Source organism: Lysobacter changpingensis (assembly GCF_017308985.1).
GTDB lineage: Bacteria > Pseudomonadota > Gammaproteobacteria > Xanthomonadales > Xanthomonadaceae > Lysobacter_J > Lysobacter_J changpingensis.
This window is the reverse complement of sequence record NZ_JADWPE010000003.1, coordinates 480,716-500,395: the sequence shown is the minus strand read 5'-3', so window position 1 is coordinate 500,395 and position 19,680 is coordinate 480,716. Positions and strand designations below refer to the sequence as shown.

Genomic DNA, 19,680 nt, shown 5'->3' with positions numbered 1-19,680 from the left:
CTGCCTTCAGTCAGTTCAGGTGTCGGGTGTCGAGCTCAATGTTCCGCGCAGGTGTCGTGTGCCTGCTTCTGTTGTTATCCGCATGCGCCGCGAACGGAACGACCGGTGCGGCTTCATCGCTGCCCGAAGCCGACCCGGTCACCGAGGCCCTGGGCCACAGCGAGTACCGCATCGGGCCGAGCGATCTCCTCGCCGTGACGGTCTTCCAGGTGCAGGACCTCAATCGCGAAGTCCGCGTGAACAACGCCGGCCAGATTTCGCTGCCGCTGATCGGCGGCGTGGAAGTGGCCGGACGCACCGTTGGCGACGCGGAGCAGGAGATAGCGGGTCGCTATCGCGACCGCTATCTGCAGAACCCGCAGGTGAGTGTTTTCGTCAAGGAATTCTCCAGCCAGCGCGTAACCGTCAGCGGCGCGGTGAAGAAACCGGGGATCTATCCGATGAGTTCGCGGTTGACGTTGCTGCAGTCGCTGGCGCTCGCCGAAGGTTTGAATGATGTCGGCAGCGAGAAAAACGTCCTGGTGTTCCGAACGGTCGATGGCGAACGTCAGTTCGCACGCTTCGACATCGCAGCGATCAGCCGCGGGGAGGATGCGGACCCGGCCGTCTACGGCGACGACCTGATCATCGTGGACACGTCGACGGGAAAGCAGACCTTGAAGACGCTGATCCAGTTGGCGCCCTTCGTGGCCGTTTGGAGGGCATACCAATGAGCACGATCGTCGAATACTCCACGCCTGCGGAGGGCCAGGAGGACCACATCGACCTCCTCGAATACTGGGGCATCCTGCGCCGGCGTTGGCGCCTGTTCGCCGGGACTGCGATCGCGACTGTGTTCCTGGCGCTGGTGTTCACTCTGCTAGCGACGCCGTCGTACCGCGCCGGAACGACGTTGCAGATCGAGCGCGACACGATGAAGGTGGTTTCGTTCGAGGCGATCGAGCCCACCGAATCACCGCTCGACCGCGACTTCTATCAGACGCAGTACGAATTGCTGAAGAGCGAGTCGTTGGCCAAGCGGGTCATCGAGGACCTCAGGATGATCGCCGAACCCACGTACGAGAAGTACGTCGAGGCAGCAGACGAGGATGCGGAGGAGCGAGCCGACGGCAAACCCGTGAACAACAGTCTGCGCCGGCAGCTTCGTGAGGACGCGGTCGTGAAGCCCGTGCTAGAAGCGCTTTCCATCGAACCCATCCGGAACTCGCGTCTGGTGCGCGTGAACTTCGATTCGCCCGATCCGGGCTTGTCGGCCAAAGTCGCCAATGCGTACGCCACCGCATTCATCGCCAGCAACCTGGAGCGAAGATTCCAGGCGTCCTCGTATGCGAAGAAGTACCTGGAAGAGCGCCTCGCGCAGCTCAAGGACCGGCTGGAAGATTCAGAGCGGCAGGTCGTGGCGTTCTCCGCGCAGGAGCATATCGTCTCGGTCAGCGACGACAAGCCATCGCTCGATGCACAAAGCCTGAGCGACCTCAATGCGGCGCTCGCCACGGCCCAAGGCGCGCGGATGAAGGCGGAGGCACTCTGGCAACGGGCCAGCGAAGGCGACGGCATGGCGTTGCCGCAGGTGGTCGGTAACCTGCTGATCCAGAAGTTGCGCGAACAGAAGGCAGCGATGGAGGCGAACTACCAGAACTCGTTGGCGACGTTCAAACCCGGCTATCCGAACATGAGGCAGCTGCAACAGCAGATCGCCGAGGCGAACCGGCAGGGTACGGCAACCATGCCTCGCCGAAGGCGAGATAACGGCGCACGTGCAGGGGCGTCGCCGGGCCGGATTCTCCTTGGCTTGGCGGCGTCTGCTCTGCTGGCGTTCGGCGGTTGGTGCCTGCTCCGCGTCGATACGCAGTATGGACCGGCGCTCGGTCCGGATCGGATACTTGCCGATGCTGGCAACCTCCGGCCGACCATGATGGAGGCGCGTGCGCATGCGGCGCTTCGCGATCGTCCCGTCGACGGCACCGCCTTCCGCATGCTCGGCATTGCCGCCGCCCGACGCGGTGCAAGCGAACGCGCACAGGAGCTGTATCGCATCGCCGTCCGGCGGGATCCGCGCGATTGGCAGGCGCACGCGTTCCTGATGGACGAGGCTTTCAGGCGCGGTGCGGCGGGTGAGGGTATCGAGCATCTCGATGCCATCCTGCGCGTCGAACCCGGCCTGGGCGAAGCCCTGTTGCAGGCACTCGCGCCGGACCTTGACGACGTCTCACTCAGAACCGCTCTCGTCGACAGTCTTGTAGCCGATCCACCATGGACGGGACGCATGATGTCGATCCTGATGGCTCCTTCGACCGATCCGGCCATTGCGGCCGAGGTGATCGAGGATCTGTCCACACGTCGGCCGCTGGCCCCTCTCGAGCGTTCCGCGCTGATCGATACATTGGCGCGCGCTGGCCGGCCGGGCGCGGCACGCACCACCTGGCTGCAGAGCCTCGGGCCTCGCGAGCGTGCGCTGGCCGGAAGCGTGCGATCGTCGTGACGGCGTTCGTAACCTTCGTGGCCGCAGGCATGATCTCGATCTATGCCTGGAGCGGCCTTAGTACGCGACTAGAGCTGGACCCGCTACAGGATCTACGCTGGCAATACCTGCAGTACGGCTGGGATGCCGCAAAGGCGTACTTCCCATGGGGCAGTGGCCCCGGCTCGTTCCGTTATGCATACGCCCCATTCGAGCCGCTCTCGAAGATGGGCGACGTCTATGCATTGCACGCGCATGATGACCATTCTGTCGTCTGGCGCCCTCCATCGGCCGCGAGTCCAGTTCTCTCGTAAGAGAGATGGATGCCGGTGACTAACGTCTTGCGTCCGATCAGGCTAATTGGGATGATTCTGGCGAGTTGGCATCGCGGCCTGGTGCGGGCCGCGTGCGCGCTATCGAGCGAGAGGAGGCGGGGTGCGTATCGCAATCGTTGGCTTGGGATACGTAGGACTTCCTCTCGCGCTTGAACTGGGTCGTATGTACGACACGGTGGGATACGACATCGATTCCGTGCGTGTAGGCCAGTTGAAGTTGGGAGCCGATGCCAAGAATGAGGCGAGTTCTGACGAGATCGCGGCTGCCGTACGACTTCGCTTCGTCGCAGAAGCGAGCGACCTAAGCACCTGCAACGTCTTCATCGTCACAGTCCCCACCCCCGTAGACGAACACAAACGCCCCGACTTCCGCCCCCTGATCGAGGCCAGCCGCACCATCGGCACCGTGCTGAAGAAGGGCGATACGGTGATATACGAGTCCACCGTCTATCCGGGCGCGACCGAGGAGATCTGCGTGCCGGAACTCGAGCGCGCGTCGGGGCTGGTGTTCAACCAGGATTTCTTCGTCGGCTACAGCCCGGAGCGCATCAATCCGGGGGACAAGCAGCGCAAGCTGGTCGACATTCCGAAGGTGACGTCGGGGTCCACGCCGGAGACGGCTGCGTTCGTCGATGCGCTGTACCGCAGCATCATCAAGGCCGGGACGCACAAGGTGTCCAGCCTGCGCGTGGCAGAGGCGTCCAAGGTCATCGAGAATACTCAGCGCGATGCGAACATCGCGCTGGTCAACGAGTTCGCGCTGATCTTCCAGCGGCTCGGGATCGATACGACCGAGGTGCTGGAAGCGGCCGGGACCAAGTGGAACTTCCTGCCGTTCCGGCCCGGACTGGTGGGCGGGCACTGCATCGGCGTGGATCCGTATTACCTGATCCAGAAGGCGCAGGCCGCGGGGTATTACCCGGACATCCTGCTGGCGTGCCGGCGCATCAACGACGCGATGGGCGAGCATGTCGCGACCGATGTGGTGAAGCTGATGATCCAGCGCGACATCGCCGTCGCGGGGGCGCGCATCCTCATCCTGGGTCTCACGTTCAAGGAGAACTGCGCCGACCTTCGCAACACGCGCGTGGTGGAGCTGGCGCAGAAGTTCGGCGAATACCGCGCGAAGGTGGACATCCACGATCCTTGGGCCGACGCGGACGAGGCGCGCGCCGCCTATGGGATCGAGCTGGTCGCCGAGCCCGAGCGCGGCGTGTACGACGCCATCGTCCTGGCCGTCGCGCACGACGAATTCCGGAAGCTCGGCGCGACCGGCGCCCGTGCCTACGGTCGGCCGCAGGCGCTGCTTTACGACATCAAGAGCCTGTATCCGCGCGACGAGGTCGACGCCCGGCTCTGACCGGAGCGCGCTAGTCGAGCAGCTCCAGCACGCGTTCCGGCGGGCGGCCGATGATGGCGCGCCCGCCGTGCATGAAGATCGGACGTTCGATGAGGCGCGGATGGGTACTCATCGCCTCGATCAGCGCCGACTCCGGCAGGGATTCATCGGCGAGGCCGAGCGCCCGGTATTCGTCCTCGCCGGTGCGCAGCAGGGCGCGGGCGGGGACGCCCAGCATGTCGAGCAGGCTCCGCAACTCGGCCGGGGAGGGCGGGGTTTCCAGATAGGACACGATCCCGGGCTCGATGCCGCGTTCGCGCAGGAGTTCGAGAGCGCCGCGCGATTTCGAGCAGCGCGGATTGTGGTACAGGCGCGTTCCGTTCATCTGGGCCTCCGGTTCGCATCGGGAGCGGGTCGGATCGGAAAAAGCAAAAGGCCGGCTTTCGCCGGCCTTTGCCTGAAACTGGTGGGCGGTACAAGTTTCGAACTTGTGACCCCTGCCGTGTGAAAGCAGTGCTCTACCGCTGAGCTAACCGCCCGTAAGGGCTGCGCAGTATAGCGCAAAGAGGCGGGAGGTTGGCAACACCCCTGTCCGATTGGGACTCTTCCTCATCACAATCAGAATATTCCGCTTACACCGGCCCTTGCGGTCAAGGAAACTCGCGGAATGATCCGCACACTCCTTGTGGACGACCACGCGATCGTCCGGGAAGGCTTCAAACGCCTTTTCCACAATACGGGCCGCTATGAAGTGGTCGCCGAAGCCGCCGACGCTGCGCAGGCGCTCGAGATCGTCCGCATCCGTCCCATCGACGTGGCGGTCATCGACCTCAGCCTGACGACCGCCGAAGGCGGCCTCGTCCTGCTGCGCACGCTCGGGAAGAAGTTGCCGCAGGTGCGTCGGGTCGTCGTCAGCATGCACAGCGATCCGGGCGTGGTGCTACGGGCGCTGGACGAAGGCGCCCACGGGTACGTGACCAAGACCGCCGCGATCGCGGAACTCGTGACGGTGCTCGACCGTGTGATGAAGGGCGACGTGGCGCTGAGCAGCGACGTCGGGCAGGCGGTGGACCGCTCGCGCGATTTCGGCCTGACCCCGCGCGAACTGGAAACCCTGCGCGGCCTGCTGTCCGAGCTGCCGCCGAAGGCGATCGCCGCCGACCTCGGCATCAGCGTGAAGACCCTGTACCGGCACCGCACGAGCCTGATGGTGAAGCTGGGGGTGCGCACCTTGCCGGCGCTCGCCCGCGTGGCGCGGGAGCGGGGCTACCTCGGGATGCTGCATCCGGAGCTCTGACTCCGGCACCCAAGCTATTCCAGCTGCGATGCCGCGTAGTCCGCATCCAGCGCTTCCATCGCGTCGAGCGGCTTGAGCCTGGCCGCTTTCTCGTATTCGGCGGCGGCTGCATCTTCCTTCTTGTCGCCGTGCAGCAGCATCAACACGTTGCCGTGTTCGATGTGGGCGATCGGCGAGTCGGGCGTGAGCTTGAGCGCCGTGGCGATGTGTTTCTCCGCTTCCCCGGCTTTCGCGCCGTAGGTCAGGCCGCCGATCATCGCGCCGACCTTGCCGATGATTTCGGCGTGGTAGAGCGCCATCGCGGTGTGCGCCTCGGCGTGCTTGGGGGAAAGATCCAGCGTGGCTTCCAGCGCCCCGCGGACCTTGCCCGCGATCCCGGCCTTCAGCGCCTTGGCGATGCTCAGTCCCTGGCTGTAACGGCCCAGCGCGAAGGCGTAGCGGTAGTGGCTGTTCGCTTCATCGGGCAGCGCCTTGATGGCCGCTTCGGCCAGCTTCGCGCCCTGTTCGAACCGCCGCAGGCGCTCCTCGTCCGCGTGGACCAGGTACGTCGTGTGGATGCCGAGTGCCTTCACCGCCACCGAGGCGCCGATCGGCCCTAGCGCCACCCCCGCGTCGTAAGCGACCTGGAAATCGCCGCGATGGAAGGCCCGCCAGGCGTCCTGCAACGCCGCAGCAAGCGAATCGGCTTCCATGCCTTTTGGCGCCGCCTTGCCAGCGGCGGCCAGGAGGGTGGCCGCGCGTCGCGCGTCGGGGTAGGGCTCCGCGTCGCCGGCATGCAGCTTCGACCAGGCTTTTTTCAGGCCCTCGCCGGCGTAGGCGAAGCTCCTGGCATCGTGCGGAAAGGCGGCCCAACTGGACTTCGCGGCCATCGGCGGTGCCTCGGTGCGGGTCGAGCGCGCAGCATCCCGCCTGCGCCCGGGGGCTGGCAAGGGGGGCAAGGGGCGGGACGGGTGTTCCTGCGGGTGGAGTGGGCAGTGAGACGAGGTGTCTTTCAGTCCAGATACGCCCGCGTCAGCGTATTGAGATGCACCCGTTCCGCATCGCGAAGGAACGGCGCCAGCAGCATCATCACCTGCACGATGCCGTCGCGGATCGCCGCGTGTTCGTCCTTGTCGCCGCGCGCGGCGGCGTAGTTCAGCCAGAAGGTGGCGATGACCAGCACGTTCGTCGCCGTGGCGGCGAGTTCGTCCTTCGACGCGCGCATGATTCCCGCCTGCACCAGCCCGCGCATCACCGTATGCGCCTGGTCGTTGGCGCGTCGCAGGATGCGCGCGAAGCGCAGCCGCAGGCGACGGTTGCGGCTGAGGATCTCCACCAGGTCGCGATGCAGGAAGCGGTAATCCCAGATGCATTCGAACACCAGGTGCAGCTGCAGCCAGATGTCCTCCAGCCCCGGCAGCCGTCCCTCCGGCGCGGCGAGCGCGGCGTCCATGCGCTCCTCGAAGCGCGCGAACAACTGCTCGATGATGTCGTCCTTGTTGCGGAAGTGGTAGTACAGGTTGCCCGGGCTGATCTCCAGCTCGTCGGCGATGTGGTTGGTGGTGACGTTCGGTTCGCCCAGGGCGTTGAACATCGTCAATGCGCTGTCGAGGATGCGCTGGCGTGTCTGTTTCGCCATCGGTCGTGTCGGGCGGCTGCGGCGCGTGTCAGGCGCGCAGCTTTTTCACCAGGTCGATGTACTTCTGCTTGGCATCGTCGCTGCACATGCCCTTGAGCTTCGCCCAGGCCTCGTACTTGGCGGTGCCGACGAAATCGAAGAACCCCGGCTTCGGCCCGGCGACGTCGCCTTCGGAGCCCTGCTTGTAGAGCGCGTACAGGCGCAGCAGGGTGTCGTTGTCAGGGCGCTCGGGCAGGCCCTGGACGTCCTTCGCGGCTTGTTCGAAAGCGGACTGCAGGTCGGCCATGGCGGCGGCCCTCCGGCGAGGCGGGATCGTGGCCGGAATTACCTCACGCACCGTCGGGGTGGTCAATACGGCGGGGAATTGTGACGGAGCGGGGCCTCTGGCAACGTAGGAGCCACGCCGCGCGGCGGACACAAGGTCGGGGAGAGGGCAATGAGCTACTTCGTCACCGGTGCCACGGGTTTCATCGGCCGCTTCCTGGTCGACCGGCTGCTCCGCCAGCGCAAGGGCACGGTCTACGTGCTGGTGCGGAAGGATTCGCGCAGGAAGCTCGACGCCGTCGCGAAGAAGATGGCCTGGGACATGAAGCGCGTGGTCCCGGTCGAAGGCGACATGACGCAGGAAACGTGCGGCGTCTCCGCCGCACAGGTGCGTGCGCTGAAGGGCAAGGTGAAGCACTTCTTCCACCTCGCGGCGATCTACGACCTCACCGCCAAGCCGGAGGCCCAGTACGCGGCCAACGTCGACGGCACTCGGCATGCGCTGGATCTCGCGGCGGCGCTGGAAGCCGGCGTGTTCCACCACACCAGTTCGATCGCCGCCGCCGGCCTGTATCCGGGCGTGTTCCGCGAGGACATGTTCGACGAAGCCGAGGGACTGGACGATCCCTACCTTCGCACCAAGCACGACTCCGAAGGGCTGGTCCGGCGGGAAACGCGCGTGAAATGGCGCATCTATCGTCCCGGCATGGTGGTCGGCCACTCGCGCACCGGCGAGATGGACAAGATCGACGGCCCGTATTTCTTCTTCACCTTCCTCAAGAAACTGCGCGAGATGCTGCCGCCGTGGATGCCGATGCTCGGCCTGGAAGGCGGTCGCATCAACATCGTGCCCGTGGATTACGTGGTCGACGCGATGGACCACATCGCACACAAGCCGCGCCTGGACGGCCACTGTTTCCACCTGACCGACCCCGAGCCGTTGCGCGTGGGCGAGGTGCTCAACACCTTCGCGCGCGCCGGGCATTCGCCGGAGATGACCATGCGCATCGACGCGCGCATGTTCGCCTTCATCCCCGGCAGCGTGCGCGGTGCGGTGGCGAACCTGCCGCCGGTGCGGCGTTTCGTCGGCATGCTGCTGCGCGATTTCAAGATCCCCAAGCAGGTGTTGAAGTTCCTCGCCTACCCGACTCGCTTCGACAATCGCGAGGCCGAGCGTGCGCTCAAGGGAAGCGGCATCCACGTGCCGGCGCTGGACACCTACGCGTGGCGGCTGTGGGATTACTGGGAACGCCACCTCGACCCGGACCTGTTCGTCGACCGCAGCCTCAAGGGCAAGGTGCGCAACAAGGTCGTGGTGATCACCGGCGGTTCGTCGGGCATCGGCCTGGCGACCGCGCAGCGCGTGGCCGAAGCCGGCGCGATCACGATCATCGTCGCGCGTGGCGAGGAGGAACTGTTCAAGGCCCGCGACGACATGAACGCTGCCGGCGGCAAGGTGTTCGCCTACACCGCCGACCTGGCGGACATGGACGACTGCGACCGCCTGGTGAAAACCGTGCTGGAAGAGCACGGCCGTTGCGACGTGCTGGTGAACAACGCCGGACGCTCGATCCGTCGTTCGATCGAGCTCAGCTACGACCGCTTCCACGATTTCGAACGCACGATGCAACTGAATTATTTCGGCAGCCTGCGCCTGATCATGGGTTTCCTGCCCGGCATGACGCAGCGCCGGAAGGGCCACATCATCAACATCAGCTCGATCGGCGTGCTCGCCAATTCGCCGCGTTTTTCGGCCTACGTGGCGTCGAAAGCCGCGCTGGACGCGTGGAGCCGATGCGCGCAGGGCGAACTGTCGGGCAAGGGCATCTGCTTCACCACGATCAACATGCCGCTGGTGAAGACGCCAATGATCGCTCCGACCCGGATGTACGACAGCGTGCCGACGCTGACGCCGGAAGAGGCGGCGGACCTGGTGATCAAGGGCATCATCGAACGCCCCAGCCGCATTGCGACGCGCCTGGGCATCTTCGCTTCGGTGGTGAACGCACTGGCCCCGAAGGCTTACGAAGTGATCATGAGCACCGCCTTCGAATTGTTCCCCGATTCCGCCGCCGCGCGCGGCGACAAGCAGGCGCTGAAGGGCGAAGTCGCGCCGAGCAGCGAGCAGATCGCGTTCGCGGCGCTGATGCGTGGGGTGCATTGGTAGCGCGGTCGATCGACGGACCAACTGACCATCGTCATCCCGGCGAAGGCCGGGATCCAGGCTGAGGGCACCTCAGCATCGTTGCCGGTCTTGTGGCTCTTGTAGCCTTTGTAGCTCTTGTAGCCCGGGTAAGCGAAGCGCACCCGGGTAGTGCGCGAAATCCCCGGGTGCGCTTCGCTTACCCGGGCTACAAAAGCCTTGTCACACCGGCGATCGGGTCGCATCCCCCACCGCCGACCCTCACCCCGACCGCTCTTCCGGAGGAGAGGGGCTTCAAGGCCTCAGTACGCCCGGCACTGCAGGAACCGCACCTTCCGCTCGCTCGCCGCCGGCGGCTGCAGCTGCAGGCGCGAGGCGCGCAGCGCGTCGTAACGCGCGAGGACGTTGCAGACCTCGTGCACGTCGTGCTGGTCCACGTCTTCGCGCTGCTGGATCACCAGCGTCGAACTGGTCGACCACATCACGCGTTCGACCCACGGCAGCGCGGCGATCGCGTGGATCACTTCGCCGCGTTCGAACTGCTCGCGGTTCGGGTCGGCGGGAGCGGCGAGCGACGGATCCGCAACGGGAACCTGTGGCCCAGTCGAAGCCGGTTGCGCCGGCGTGGGCGCGGCGGGTGCCTCGACCGGCGTCGCCGCCGCCGGGTCGTCCTGCATCAGCGCCGGCACGAACCCCGCCGCGACGCCCAGCACCAGTGCCCCGACCCACGCCAGCGCGGTCTCGCGCACGCTGCGCCGGCGTGCATTGGCGGTGAGGTCGTCACGCAGCGAGGCCGGCAGCATCGGGCCGACCAGCGCCCACAGCGCGTTGCCGTCGAACAGTTCCAGGCCATCGGCTGCCTTGCGTGCGTCCGCGTCGATGCGCGCCGGTGTGGCGAGCAGGCCGCCGGCGGCTCCGTTGAAACGTACCGAGTCGGTCAGTTCGCGCACCGTCGCCACGCCCAGACGCGAACGCGCGGCGGCCAGCTTGCATGCCAGCAGCCAGGTGCGGCCATCGCGTCGCAGGCGCAGTTCGGCCTGCGGGCCGCGTTCGAGCGTCTGTTCGATCGATTCGGCTTCGAAGCCCCGTGTCTGCAAGGCTTCCACCACCAGTCGCGAGAACTCGCGCCAGCGCATGTCGGCCAACGCGCCGATGCCGGCGGCGGTCTCCTCCTGCCTTCGACGCACCAGCCACAGCCACGCCGTCGCGGCGGCGCCCAGCAGGACGGTGATGAGGAGCGCGATCGTCAGGGAAAAGCCAGCCAGCATGCACAGCCCGGAGATGTCGGAGGCTGGCGACTATACGACAGCGGCGTGGCGCCCCGTGTGGCGCGGATCACGTGCGCCGGTTGGCTGCGCGCAAGAGAAAGCCCGCCAGTCCGAAACCGTAAGGGGAGGGGAGCATACGGAAGACGCGGACTGGCGGGCTTGTCGGTGTCCGGCGAGAGGGCCGGGCGTTGAAGCGGTAGGGATCAGGTCGTCGCGCTGGATCGCGCGCGCGTCGCCTTGCGTGGCGACTTGCGCGCGGCCGGCGCCTGCGTCGCCTGCCGGCTGGCGGTGGCCTTCCGGGCCGGCGACTTGCCGGCGGGCGACTTGCGTGCAGCGGCGGTGCCGCCCTGGCGGCGCAGTTCGCTCGTGAGCGCATCGACGCGGCGACTGAGTTCGTTGAGATCGTCGCGACCGGGCACGCCCAGCTTCACCAGCGCACGCTGCACGCGATCCTCGAACACCTTTTCCAGTCGATCCCAGGTGTCCGCCGCGCGTTCGCGCGCCTGGCCCACCTTCGAGCCGACCGCGTCGCGCATCGCGTCGGCCTGGCCGCCGGCGAGGCGGCGCGCGGTTTGTTCCAGTGTAGTGCCTTCCTTGATCAGCGCATCGAACAGCTTCGTGCCTTCGGCCTGCGCGCGCGAGAACGCGCCCACGCCGGCCAGCCAGATCTGCTGCGCCGATTCGCTCAGGCTGCGCGAGAGCTGGTCGGCCTGCTGCTGTTCAGTCCGCGTGCCGGTCTTTTTGCGCGGGCGTGCGCCCTGTGCCGTGCTGGTGCCGGCCGCTTTCTTGAACTTCGCCATGCGGGGTCCCTCGATGGGAGTGGCTGGGGTCCGGTCACCTTCGCGCCCGGCTCTAGAGCTTTCACACCAAGCCCGCGCGGGAGTTCAGACCCACTCGCGCGAAGGCAGCGTGATCCGCCGCTGCGGCCGGCCGACCAGATCGAGGAAGCGGTTGAACACCTCGTCCGCCCGCGCCTGCATGCCGGCGATGTGCTCGTGCGTGTGGCGCCGGATCGCCTCGACATCGGCACGCGCCGGATCGAGCCCGCCCAGTTCCGCCAGTTCCTCGCGATACGCCGGATTGCGCAGCCAGCGTTCGATCAGCGCCTCGTCCATCTCCAGGTGGAACTGGAAGCCGTACGCGTTCTCGCCATGGCGGAAGGCCTGGTGCTCGCAGCTGGAGGTGCTGGCCAGGTGCGTGGCCTCGCGCGGCACCTCGAAGCTGTAGCGATGCCACTGGAACACCGGCGCCATGTCGCCCAGCGGCGAAAGCACCGGATCCTCGCGGCCGGCGTCCGTCGTTCGCAGCGGATACCAGCCGATCTCGGGCGCCTCGTGCCGCCGCACCGGCGCGCCGAGCACGTGCGCGAGCAGCTGCGCGCCCAGGCAGATGCCGAGCACGGGCTTGCCCTGTTCGAGCATGCGTTCGATCGCGCGCAGTTCGGTCTTCAGGTGCGGTCGCCGCGCCTGGTCCTCGACGTTCATCGGCCCGCCGAGCACGATCAGGCCGCGATAACGGTCCACGTTCGGCTCGAAATCCGGCTGCCGCTCGAAATTGGCGAACCGGATGCGGTGCCCGCGCCGGCGGATCAGCGGATCGAGCGTGCCCAGCGGTTCGGCGGCGACGTGCTGGAAGACGAGCAGGCGGGGCATGGTGGAGCGGGGCGGCGGGCGGCGTTCGACTATGCCAAATCCGCCGCCGCTACGCGCGCGACGCCATCGCGATGAGCGCGATGGCGACCAGCGCCAGGACGATCGCCGCGCGGTTCCATCGGCTGGTCTTCTCGCCGAACGCGAACACGCCCACCAGCGTGCCCAGCACGACCACGCCGATGTTCATGGCCGCGAACACGACCGACGGGCTGTCCGGCAGCGCCTGGTGCGCGCGCACGTAGAAGATGATGTTGCCGAAATTCAGCAGTCCGAGCAGCAGCCCGCCGCCGAAGTTGCGCCATGACAACCGCGTGCGCCCGCGCAACTGGCGCACGAGTTGCGTGGCGAACATCAGCGCGAAGGCGATGGCGAACGCGGCCTGCAACGCCGCCATCGACGGCGTGCCCGCCAGGGCGATGCGCTTGAGCATCACGTCCACCAGCGCGAAGCCGATCCAGACGGTGAGCAGCAGGAGCCAGCTCCGTCGTTCCGCGCCGACAGGCGCGGGTTCGGGCCGCGCGACGATGCCGGCGACGGCCACCAGCCCCAGCGCGAGGCCGAGCAGCCGCAGCCCGTCGGCCCGTTCGCCGAACAGCGTGAACGCTGCCAGCAGCGACAGCAGCAACGACAGTCGCTGCGCCACGTCGGTACGCACGATGCCTGCCGCGCGCACCGACGCGCCGAGCACGAGGAACAGCGACGGCAGCACCACCGCGAGCCCCAGCAGCGCGGCCCACGGCGTGTCGGGATGGGTGAGGCTGTGCAGCGGCGGCCGCAGCAGCCACGCGCACAGCGCGCCGGCGGCGAGGTAGTTCCAGGTGACCAGCTGTCCGACATCGAGCCGCGTCCGCGGCGCGAGCTTGAGCAGCACCGAAACGAGGACGCTGCACAGGGCGCTGAGGAGGATCAGGTGCATCGGCGCTTCGGAGGTTCCGTGATCGACGGCGGGCGAAGGATGATGCCATCGAAGGAATGAGGGGCTGAGAGGTGTGCGGACATCGCCATCAGGGAAGCGTCAGAAGCCGCCCATCCCAGATGGACTCGTCCCCACATCGGCCGTCATCCCGGGCTTCGCCGGGATGACGTGTGTGTGCGCCGGGATGATGTGCGTGAGGGCGATGCAGCCCACCGGCGGACAAGCGCCCGCCAAACCCTGCGTCAGGACGGATCGCGCCGCCTACGCGCCACGCACCCGCAGGAACCTCAGCGCCGGAACCCACCCGGCTTCCGCGGCCCCGCCCCGTGCGGCGGACGCGGCCCGCGCGGCGGACGGCGCTCGCCGTCGAACTCGCGCGCATGACGGCCGTGCGGACGCTGGGCGCCATGGCCGCCGCCTTCGCCGGCGCGGCTGATGCGCAGCTGCTGGCCGGCCACGCGCACGCGCTTGAGGTGGTCCATGACCTCGCGCGGCATGCCTTCGGGCAGGTCGATCAGGCTGTGGTCGTCGCGGATGTCGATGCGGCCGATGTAGCGGCTTTCCAGTTCGGCCTCGTTGGCGATCGCGCCAACGATGTTGCCCGGCTTCACGCCATGCACGTGGCCGACCTCGATGCGGAAGGTTTCCATCCCGACCTCGGGCTCGCGCGATTCGCGCGGCTCGCGAGGTTCGCGGCGCGGTGCCGGCGCGTCGTCGTCGAACATCGATTCGCCCGCGTTGAACGAACGCTCGTTCTGCGGACGCTCGGAGCGGGGCTGTTCGAACTGCGGTCGTTCGATCGCCGGACGCTCGTAACGCTCCGCCGGAGCGCCCGCCGTTTCGCTGCGCTGCGGACGCTCGAACCGTTCGCCGCGATCATGGCGAGGTTCGTGGCGCGGCTCATGACGGGACTCCTGACGCGGCTCGCGCGCCGCGCGCGACCCGCCGTCGCGTTCGAAACGCGCATCCCGATCGCGGCCGAAGCGCGAATCGCGCCCCTGTTCGCGCGGGCCTCGCTGTTCGAAACCGACCTGCGCATGCGGTCGCAGCTTCTCCGCGGTGGCGTCGAGCAGCAGCGGCATGTCGCCCTGCACGAGCTTCGCCAGCGCCGCGGCGATCTCCACCGCAGGCACGTCCTGCTCGCGCTCGTAGCGCTCGACCAGGTCGCGGAACTGCGCCAGGTCGTCGCTGTCGAGCGCGCCGGTGATGCGGCCGAGGAAGCGGTTCACGCGCTGCTCGTTCACCGTTTCGATGGTGGGCAGCGCCATCGGCTCGATCGGCTGGCGCGTGGCGCGCTCGATCGCGCGCAGCATGCCGCGCTCGCGCGGCGTGACGAACAGGATCGCCTCGCCCTTGCGACCCGCGCGGCCGGTGCGGCCGATGCGGTGCACATAGCTTTCGGTGTCGTACGGAATGTCGAAGTTCAGCACGTGGCTGATGCGCTCAACGTCCAGGCCGCGCGCGGCCACGTCGGTGGCGACCAGCACGTCGATCTTGCCGTCCTTGAGGTTCTGGATGGTCTTCTCGCGCTGCGCCTGCTGCACGTCGCCGTTGATGGCGGCAGCGGCAATCCCGCGCGCGGCGAGCTTGTCGGCCAGCTCCTCGGTCGCCTGCTTGGTGCGCGCGAACACGATCATCGCGTCGAACGGCTCGGCTTCCAGGATGCGCGTGATCGCATCGAGCTTGTGCACGCCGCTCACCGCCCAGTAGCGCTGGCGGATGTTGGCGGCGGTGGTGGTCTTGGCCTTGATCGAGATCTCGACCGGGTCCTTCAGGTACGTCTGCGCGATGCGCTTGATCGGCGGCGGCATCGTCGCCGAGAACAGCGCGACCTGACGCGTTTCCGGCGTCTTCTTCAGCACCGCCTCGACGTCGTCGATGAAGCCCATGCGCAGCATTTCGTCGGCTTCGTCGAGCACCAGGCAGCGCAGTTCCGACAAGTCGAGAGAGCCGCGTTCCAGATGGTCGATCACGCGGCCGGGCGTGCCGACCACGACCTGCACGCCGCGCTTGAGCGCCTGCAACTGCGGGTAGTAGCTCTGGCCGCCGTAGATCGGCAGCACGTGGAAGCCGGGCAGGTGGTGGGCGTACTTCTGGAACGCCTCGGCGACCTGGATCGCCAGCTCGCGCGTCGGTGCCAGCACCAGCGCCTGCGGCTTGTGCTGGCCCGGCTCGATCCGCGCCAGGATCGGCAGCGCGAACGCGGCGGTCTTGCCGGTGCCGGTCTGCGCCTGGCCGAGCACGTCGCGGCCTTGCAGCAGCGGCGGGATCGTGGCGGCCTGGATGGGCGAGGGCGACTCGTAGCCGACGTCGGCCAGTGCCTTGAGCAGGGGCTCGGGCAGGTCGAGATCGGTGAATTTCAGGGACGGGGCATCGTTCGAGCTTTGCGACTCGGCGCTCATGGGGGAGGACTCGGCAGCGCCGGCGAACGCCGGTCGGAAGACTGAACAGTGTAACCGAGGGGCGTGGTGGGGCTGTGTAGCGATGCGCGAGTGCGGGGAAAAATGCGCCCGCGCGCGTGCAAACCGCTCTACAACGACGGGGTCACGTCGAGTGGACGCGCGATCGCGCCTGCCGGCTCAATCGGCCGCCCCGAGGCCCGAATCCTTCTCCACCCGCCCGTCCTTCATCACGAACGCCACGCGCCTGAGCACCGTCACGTCCGACAACGGATCGCCGCTCACCGCGATCAGGTCCGCGCGCTTGCCCGGCTCCAGCGTGCCCACCTGATCCGAAAGCCCCAGCAGGTCGGCCGCGTTCACCGTGGCCGCCTGGATCGCCGTCGCGGGCGTCATCCCGTGCGCGACCATCAGCTCGAACTCGTCCGCGTTGCGCCCGTGCAGGCTCACGCCCGCATCCGTGCCGAAGGCGATCTTCACGCCCGCCGGCACCGCGCGTTCCAGCGCCTTGCCGGTGATGCCGATGCGCCACTGGATCTTGGCCAGCACCTCGCCGGTGTAGGCGTCGGGATTCTTCGCAAGCCGCTCCTTGTAGCCGTTCACCGTGGAAAGCGTCGGCACGTAATACGCGCCGGTCTGGCGCAGCAGCTTGATGTCCGCCTCGTCCATCAGCGTGCCGTGTTCGATGGAATCCGCGCCGGCACGCAGTGCGAGCGCGATGCCGTCCGCGCCGTGCGCGTGCACGGCCACCTTCTTGTCGTACAGGTGCGCGGTTTCGACGATGGCCTTCGCCTCGTCGTCGAACATCTGCTGGCCCAGCCCCGCGCCGATGCGGCTGTTCACGCCGCCGGTGGTGGCGATCTTGATCACGTCCGCGCCGCGCGCGACCTGGCGGCGCACGGCCTTGCGGCAGGCTTCGGCGCCGTCGCAGGTGTTGCCGTGCACGTCGAGCGCGGCGTGCAGTTCGTCGCGGAAGCCCAGCGTCGGGTCCATGTGGCCGGCGGTGGCGGAAATCGCCATGCCCGCATCGACGATGCGCGGCCCCGGCAGCTTGCCCGCGGCCACCGCGTCGCGCAGCGCGAGCGTCACGCCGTCCTCGTCGCCGAGGTTGCGCACGGTGGTGAAACCCGCGTGCAGCGTCTTGCGCGCATTCACCGCGGCCTCGTACGCGTGGTCGGCCACGCCCTTGGAAATGCCTTCCAGCTGACCTTCCACGCCTGCCTTGTCGGAGGTGAGGTGCACGTGGCTGTCGATCAGGCCCGGCAGCACGAAGCGCTGGCGCAGGTCGATCACGGCCGCGCCGGTGGCGTTCGGGAAGACCGACGGCTCGACGAAGCCGTCGCGCACCGCTTCGATACGGGCGTTGCACACCAGCAGCGTGCTCGCGCCGCGCGCCGGATGGCCGGGGCGGTCGAGCAACTGGCCGGCCTGGACGAGCCGGCACGACGACGTCGCCGCGGGCGCCTGCGCGCCGGCGGGCACGGCCGACGCCAGCAGCATCGCGGCGGCGAGCATCGGCCCGGATGAACGAACCTGGTGGCGGGCGATGTGCTTGCGTGCTCGGTCGGTCATCCGGTCGTCTCCCCATTCGACGTGAACGGCCAGCATAGCCGCCCGGCCGCCCGCGGACTGCCAACCGCGTCGATGTGCCGCGCCTGCCGGCTCGACCGATGCCGCAGGTTCACCGCTTGTACCCGCACGGCGCGGCACCATCTCGGCAGGCGTCCCGCCGCGCCCGCCTGCTGAACGCGCCCATGTTGAGTCCGCATTTCGACAACACCTTCGTCCGCGATCTGCCGGGCGATCCCGACACCTCACCCGGCGTGCGCCAGGTGCACGGCGCGGCGTACTCGCGCGTGGAGCCCACGCCGGTGGCGCAGCCGCGCCTGCTGGCGGTGTCGGAAGACATGGCGCGGCGGCTCGGCTTCAGCGAGGCCGACATCTCCTCCGACGACTTCGCCCGCGTCTTCGGCGGCAACGCGCTGTTGCCGGGCATGCAGCCGTTCGCGGCGAACTACGGCGGCCACCAGTTCGGCCAGTGGGCCGGGCAGCTCGGCGACGGTCGCGCGATCACGCTGGGCGAGATGATCAACGCCGACGGCGAACGCTGGGAACTGCAGCTCAAGGGCGCCGGGCCGACGCCGTACTCGCGCAGCGCCGATGGCCGCGCGGTGCTGCGCTCGTCGATCCGGGAATTCCTGTGCAGCGAGGCGATGCACCACCTCGGCGTGCCGACCACGCGCGCGCTCAGCCTGGTCGGCACCGGCGAGCGTGTCGAACGCGACATGTTCTACGACGGCCATCCGCAGATGGAGCCCGGCGCGGTGGTGTGCCGCGTCGCGCCGTCGTTCATCCGCTTCGGCAATTTCGAACTGCCGGCCTCGCGCAACGACACCGAACTGCTGCGCCAGCTCGCGGATTTCTGCATCCGCCGCGATTTCCCCGAACTGCGCGGCCTCGGCCGCGGCCAGCCGGTGTACGCCGAATGGTTCGCACAGGTGTGCGAGCGCACCGCCGTGCTGATGGCGCACTGGATCCGCGTCGGTTTCGTGCACGGGGTGATGAACACCGACAACATGTCGATCCTCGGCCTCACCATCGATTACGGCCCCTACGGCTGGGTCGACAACTTCGACCCGGGCTGGACGCCGAACACCACCGACCGCTACCAGCGTCGTTATCGCTTCGGCCAGCAGCCGCAGGTCGCCTACTGGAACCTCGGGCGCCTCGCCGGTTCGCTGTCGCTGCTGTTCGACGACACAGAGCCATTGCAGGCGGGCCTGCGCCGTTTCGTCTCGACCTACCTCGACGCCGATCGCGAGAACACCGCGCGCAAGCTCGGCCTGGACGAATGCCGCGAGGAGGACACCGCGCTGATGCAGCAGTTGCAGGACCTGCTGACGGAAGGCGAGATCGACATGACGCTGTTCTTCCGCGGCCTCGCCGACCTCGACGTGGACGCGCCGGAACTGGCGCCGATGGAAGACGCGTTCTACGACCCGATGCGCCGCGAGGCCGTCGAGCCGGCGTTGCGCGAATGGCTGTCGCGCTACGTCGCGCGGCTCTCGCGCCAGTCGCTGCCGGCCGGCGAGCGCCGCGCGCGCATGAACGCCGCCAACCCGCGCTACGTGCTGCGCAATTACCTGGCGCAGCAGGCGATCGATCGCGCCACCGAGGGCGACATCGGAGGCGTCACGGAACTGCTCGAGGTGATGCGCCGCCCGTACGACGACCAGCCCGGCCACGAGGCCTACGCACGCCGCCGCCCCGACTGGGCGCGTGAGCGCGCGGGCTGCTCGATGCTGTCCTGCAGTTCCTGACGCGGCCTACACGCCGGCGGCGCATGATGCCGCCGGGCATCGTGGAGTCGCGGCCATGGGCAACGGAACGTTCGGGAATGTCGGCTGGATCCATCGCGCGCTGCTGGCGTGCGTCGCGTTCGGCATGGCGGCGGCCATCGCGCAGGTGCAGGGCCGCACGGTCGGCACGCTGCAACGGCACGATCCGGCGCAGCACCGGATCGTGCTCAGTCCCGACGCGCGCACCGGCAGCGAGCTGGGGCAGGGCGCTCCGATCAACCTCTATTACGACGAGGCGACGGCCGAGCGCGATCGCGCCACACGGCCGCAACTGCAACCGGGCGACCGCGTGATGCTCGATACGGTCAAGACCGGCAACCGCGTCGAAGCGACGTCGGTGCGCCTGCTGCCGGACACCACGCGCGGACAGGGCTGGGGCCAGTACCTGCACGGCACCGTGGCCGAATTCGTCCCGCGCACCAACGTGCTGATGGTCGACCAGGCTGAGACGCGCATCCGCAACCGCATCGCGATCGACGCGCAGACGCAGGTGTTCGCGCTGGACGGATCGCCGATGCGGCTCGACCAGCTCAAGCCCGGCGACGAGATCGACATGGCGTTCCACCTCGCCGGCCGCGTGCGCACGGCATCGAAGATCGTGCTGTTGCGCCCTGCGGGCGGCGGCTGAC

The 19,680-nt window shown here is 68.0% G+C and carries 17 protein-coding genes and 1 tRNA gene; 7 read left to right on the top strand and 11 right to left on the bottom strand.

Annotated features, from left to right (window positions below; all coding sequences use genetic code 11):
* Positions 1 to 38: 38 nt before the first annotated feature.
* The 3 genes from I4U41_RS09120 (at position 39) to I4U41_RS09110 (ending at position 4,156) form a co-directional block, all read left to right on the top strand.
* Entirely contained in the window at positions 39 to 713 is a 675-nt protein-coding gene (locus I4U41_RS09120; protein ID WP_206860830.1) for a polysaccharide biosynthesis/export family protein, read from the top strand.
* A complete protein-coding gene (locus tag I4U41_RS09115; RefSeq protein WP_206860829.1) occupies positions 710 to 2,482 on the top strand; it encodes a GumC family protein in 1,773 nt (590 codons plus the stop codon). Before I4U41_RS09120 ends, I4U41_RS09115 begins: the two co-directional genes overlap by 4 nt.
* Positions 2,483 to 2,896: 414 nt before the next feature.
* On the top strand, positions 2,897 to 4,156 hold the full coding sequence (locus tag I4U41_RS09110) for a nucleotide sugar dehydrogenase (RefSeq protein ID WP_206860828.1): 1,260 nt from the start codon (positions 2,897 to 2,899) through the stop codon (positions 4,154 to 4,156).
* A 10-nt stretch (positions 4,157 to 4,166) separates the two neighbouring features.
* Here I4U41_RS09110 and arsC read toward each other — a convergent pair whose 3' ends face one another.
* Both arsC and I4U41_RS09100 read right to left on the bottom strand, forming a co-directional pair.
* Positions 4,167 to 4,520, bottom strand: coding sequence for an arsenate reductase (glutaredoxin) (gene arsC, locus I4U41_RS09105; RefSeq protein WP_206860827.1), 354 nt, complete (start codon positions 4,518 to 4,520; stop codon positions 4,167 to 4,169).
* A 79-nt stretch (positions 4,521 to 4,599) separates the two neighbouring features.
* Positions 4,600 to 4,674, bottom strand: a tRNA-Val gene (locus tag I4U41_RS09100).
* Positions 4,675 to 4,802: 128 nt separating this feature from the next.
* On the opposite strand from I4U41_RS09100, the gene I4U41_RS09095 reads away from it, so the two are divergent.
* Positions 4,803 to 5,432, top strand: a complete 630-nt coding sequence (locus tag I4U41_RS09095) for a response regulator transcription factor (protein WP_206860826.1) — start codon at positions 4,803 to 4,805, stop codon at positions 5,430 to 5,432.
* A gap of 14 nt (positions 5,433 to 5,446) precedes the next feature.
* Here the strand turns inward: I4U41_RS09095 and I4U41_RS09090 are convergent, their stop codons facing one another.
* From I4U41_RS09090 to I4U41_RS09080, 3 genes are all read right to left on the bottom strand, one after another.
* Positions 5,447 to 6,301, bottom strand: coding sequence for a tetratricopeptide repeat protein (locus I4U41_RS09090; RefSeq protein WP_206860825.1), 855 nt, complete (start codon positions 6,299 to 6,301; stop codon positions 5,447 to 5,449).
* Between the two features lie 122 nt (positions 6,302 to 6,423).
* The gene (locus I4U41_RS09085) at positions 6,424 to 7,050 is read right to left on the bottom strand and encodes a TetR/AcrR family transcriptional regulator (RefSeq protein ID WP_206860824.1); all 627 of its coding nucleotides are present in this window, start codon (positions 7,048 to 7,050) and stop codon (positions 6,424 to 6,426) included.
* 28 nt (positions 7,051 to 7,078) lie between these two features.
* Positions 7,079 to 7,336 carry an acyl-CoA-binding protein gene (locus tag I4U41_RS09080; protein ID WP_206860823.1) on the bottom strand — a complete coding sequence of 86 codons (258 nt, stop codon included), beginning with the start codon at positions 7,334 to 7,336 and terminating at the stop codon, positions 7,079 to 7,081.
* A gap of 150 nt (positions 7,337 to 7,486) precedes the next feature.
* Here I4U41_RS09080 and I4U41_RS09075 point away from each other — a divergent pair, with 150 nt between their 5' ends.
* The gene (locus I4U41_RS09075) at positions 7,487 to 9,481 is read left to right on the top strand and encodes an SDR family oxidoreductase (RefSeq protein WP_206860822.1); all 1,995 of its coding nucleotides are present in this window, start codon (positions 7,487 to 7,489) and stop codon (positions 9,479 to 9,481) included.
* A gap of 278 nt (positions 9,482 to 9,759) precedes the next feature.
* On the opposite strand, the gene I4U41_RS09070 is transcribed toward I4U41_RS09075, so the two are convergent.
* The 6 genes from I4U41_RS09070 to I4U41_RS09045 form a co-directional block, all read right to left on the bottom strand.
* Positions 9,760 to 10,725 carry a restriction endonuclease gene (locus tag I4U41_RS09070; protein ID WP_206860821.1) on the bottom strand — a complete coding sequence of 322 codons (966 nt, stop codon included), beginning with the start codon at positions 10,723 to 10,725 and terminating at the stop codon, positions 9,760 to 9,762.
* 203 nt (positions 10,726 to 10,928) lie between these two features.
* Entirely contained in the window at positions 10,929 to 11,525 is a 597-nt protein-coding gene (locus I4U41_RS09065) for a phasin family protein (RefSeq protein ID WP_206860820.1), read from the bottom strand.
* A gap of 84 nt (positions 11,526 to 11,609) precedes the next feature.
* Positions 11,610 to 12,377 (bottom strand): type 1 glutamine amidotransferase, encoded by a 768-nt coding sequence (locus tag I4U41_RS09060; RefSeq protein ID WP_206860819.1) that lies wholly within the window; start codon positions 12,375 to 12,377, stop codon positions 11,610 to 11,612.
* A gap of 49 nt (positions 12,378 to 12,426) precedes the next feature.
* Positions 12,427 to 13,293: an EamA family transporter gene (locus I4U41_RS09055; protein WP_206860818.1), complete on the bottom strand. Its 867-nt coding sequence runs from the start codon at positions 13,291 to 13,293 to the stop codon at positions 12,427 to 12,429.
* A gap of 287 nt (positions 13,294 to 13,580) precedes the next feature.
* Positions 13,581 to 15,695: a DEAD/DEAH box helicase gene (locus tag I4U41_RS09050; RefSeq protein ID WP_206860817.1), complete on the bottom strand. Its 2,115-nt coding sequence runs from the start codon at positions 15,693 to 15,695 to the stop codon at positions 13,581 to 13,583.
* Between the two features lie 177 nt (positions 15,696 to 15,872).
* A complete protein-coding gene (locus I4U41_RS09045; protein WP_206860816.1) occupies positions 15,873 to 17,264 on the bottom strand; it encodes a metal-dependent hydrolase family protein in 1,392 nt (463 codons plus the stop codon).
* Positions 17,265 to 17,446: 182 nt separating this feature from the next.
* Here I4U41_RS09045 and I4U41_RS09040 point away from each other — a divergent pair, with 182 nt between their 5' ends.
* On the top strand, positions 17,447 to 19,012 hold the full coding sequence (locus I4U41_RS09040) for a protein adenylyltransferase SelO (protein ID WP_425492528.1): 1,566 nt from the start codon (positions 17,447 to 17,449) through the stop codon (positions 19,010 to 19,012).
* Positions 19,013 to 19,067: 55 nt separating this feature from the next.
* A complete protein-coding gene (locus tag I4U41_RS09035; RefSeq protein WP_206860814.1) occupies positions 19,068 to 19,679 on the top strand; it encodes a hypothetical protein in 612 nt (203 codons plus the stop codon).
* Position 19,680: the final 1 nt, after the last annotated feature.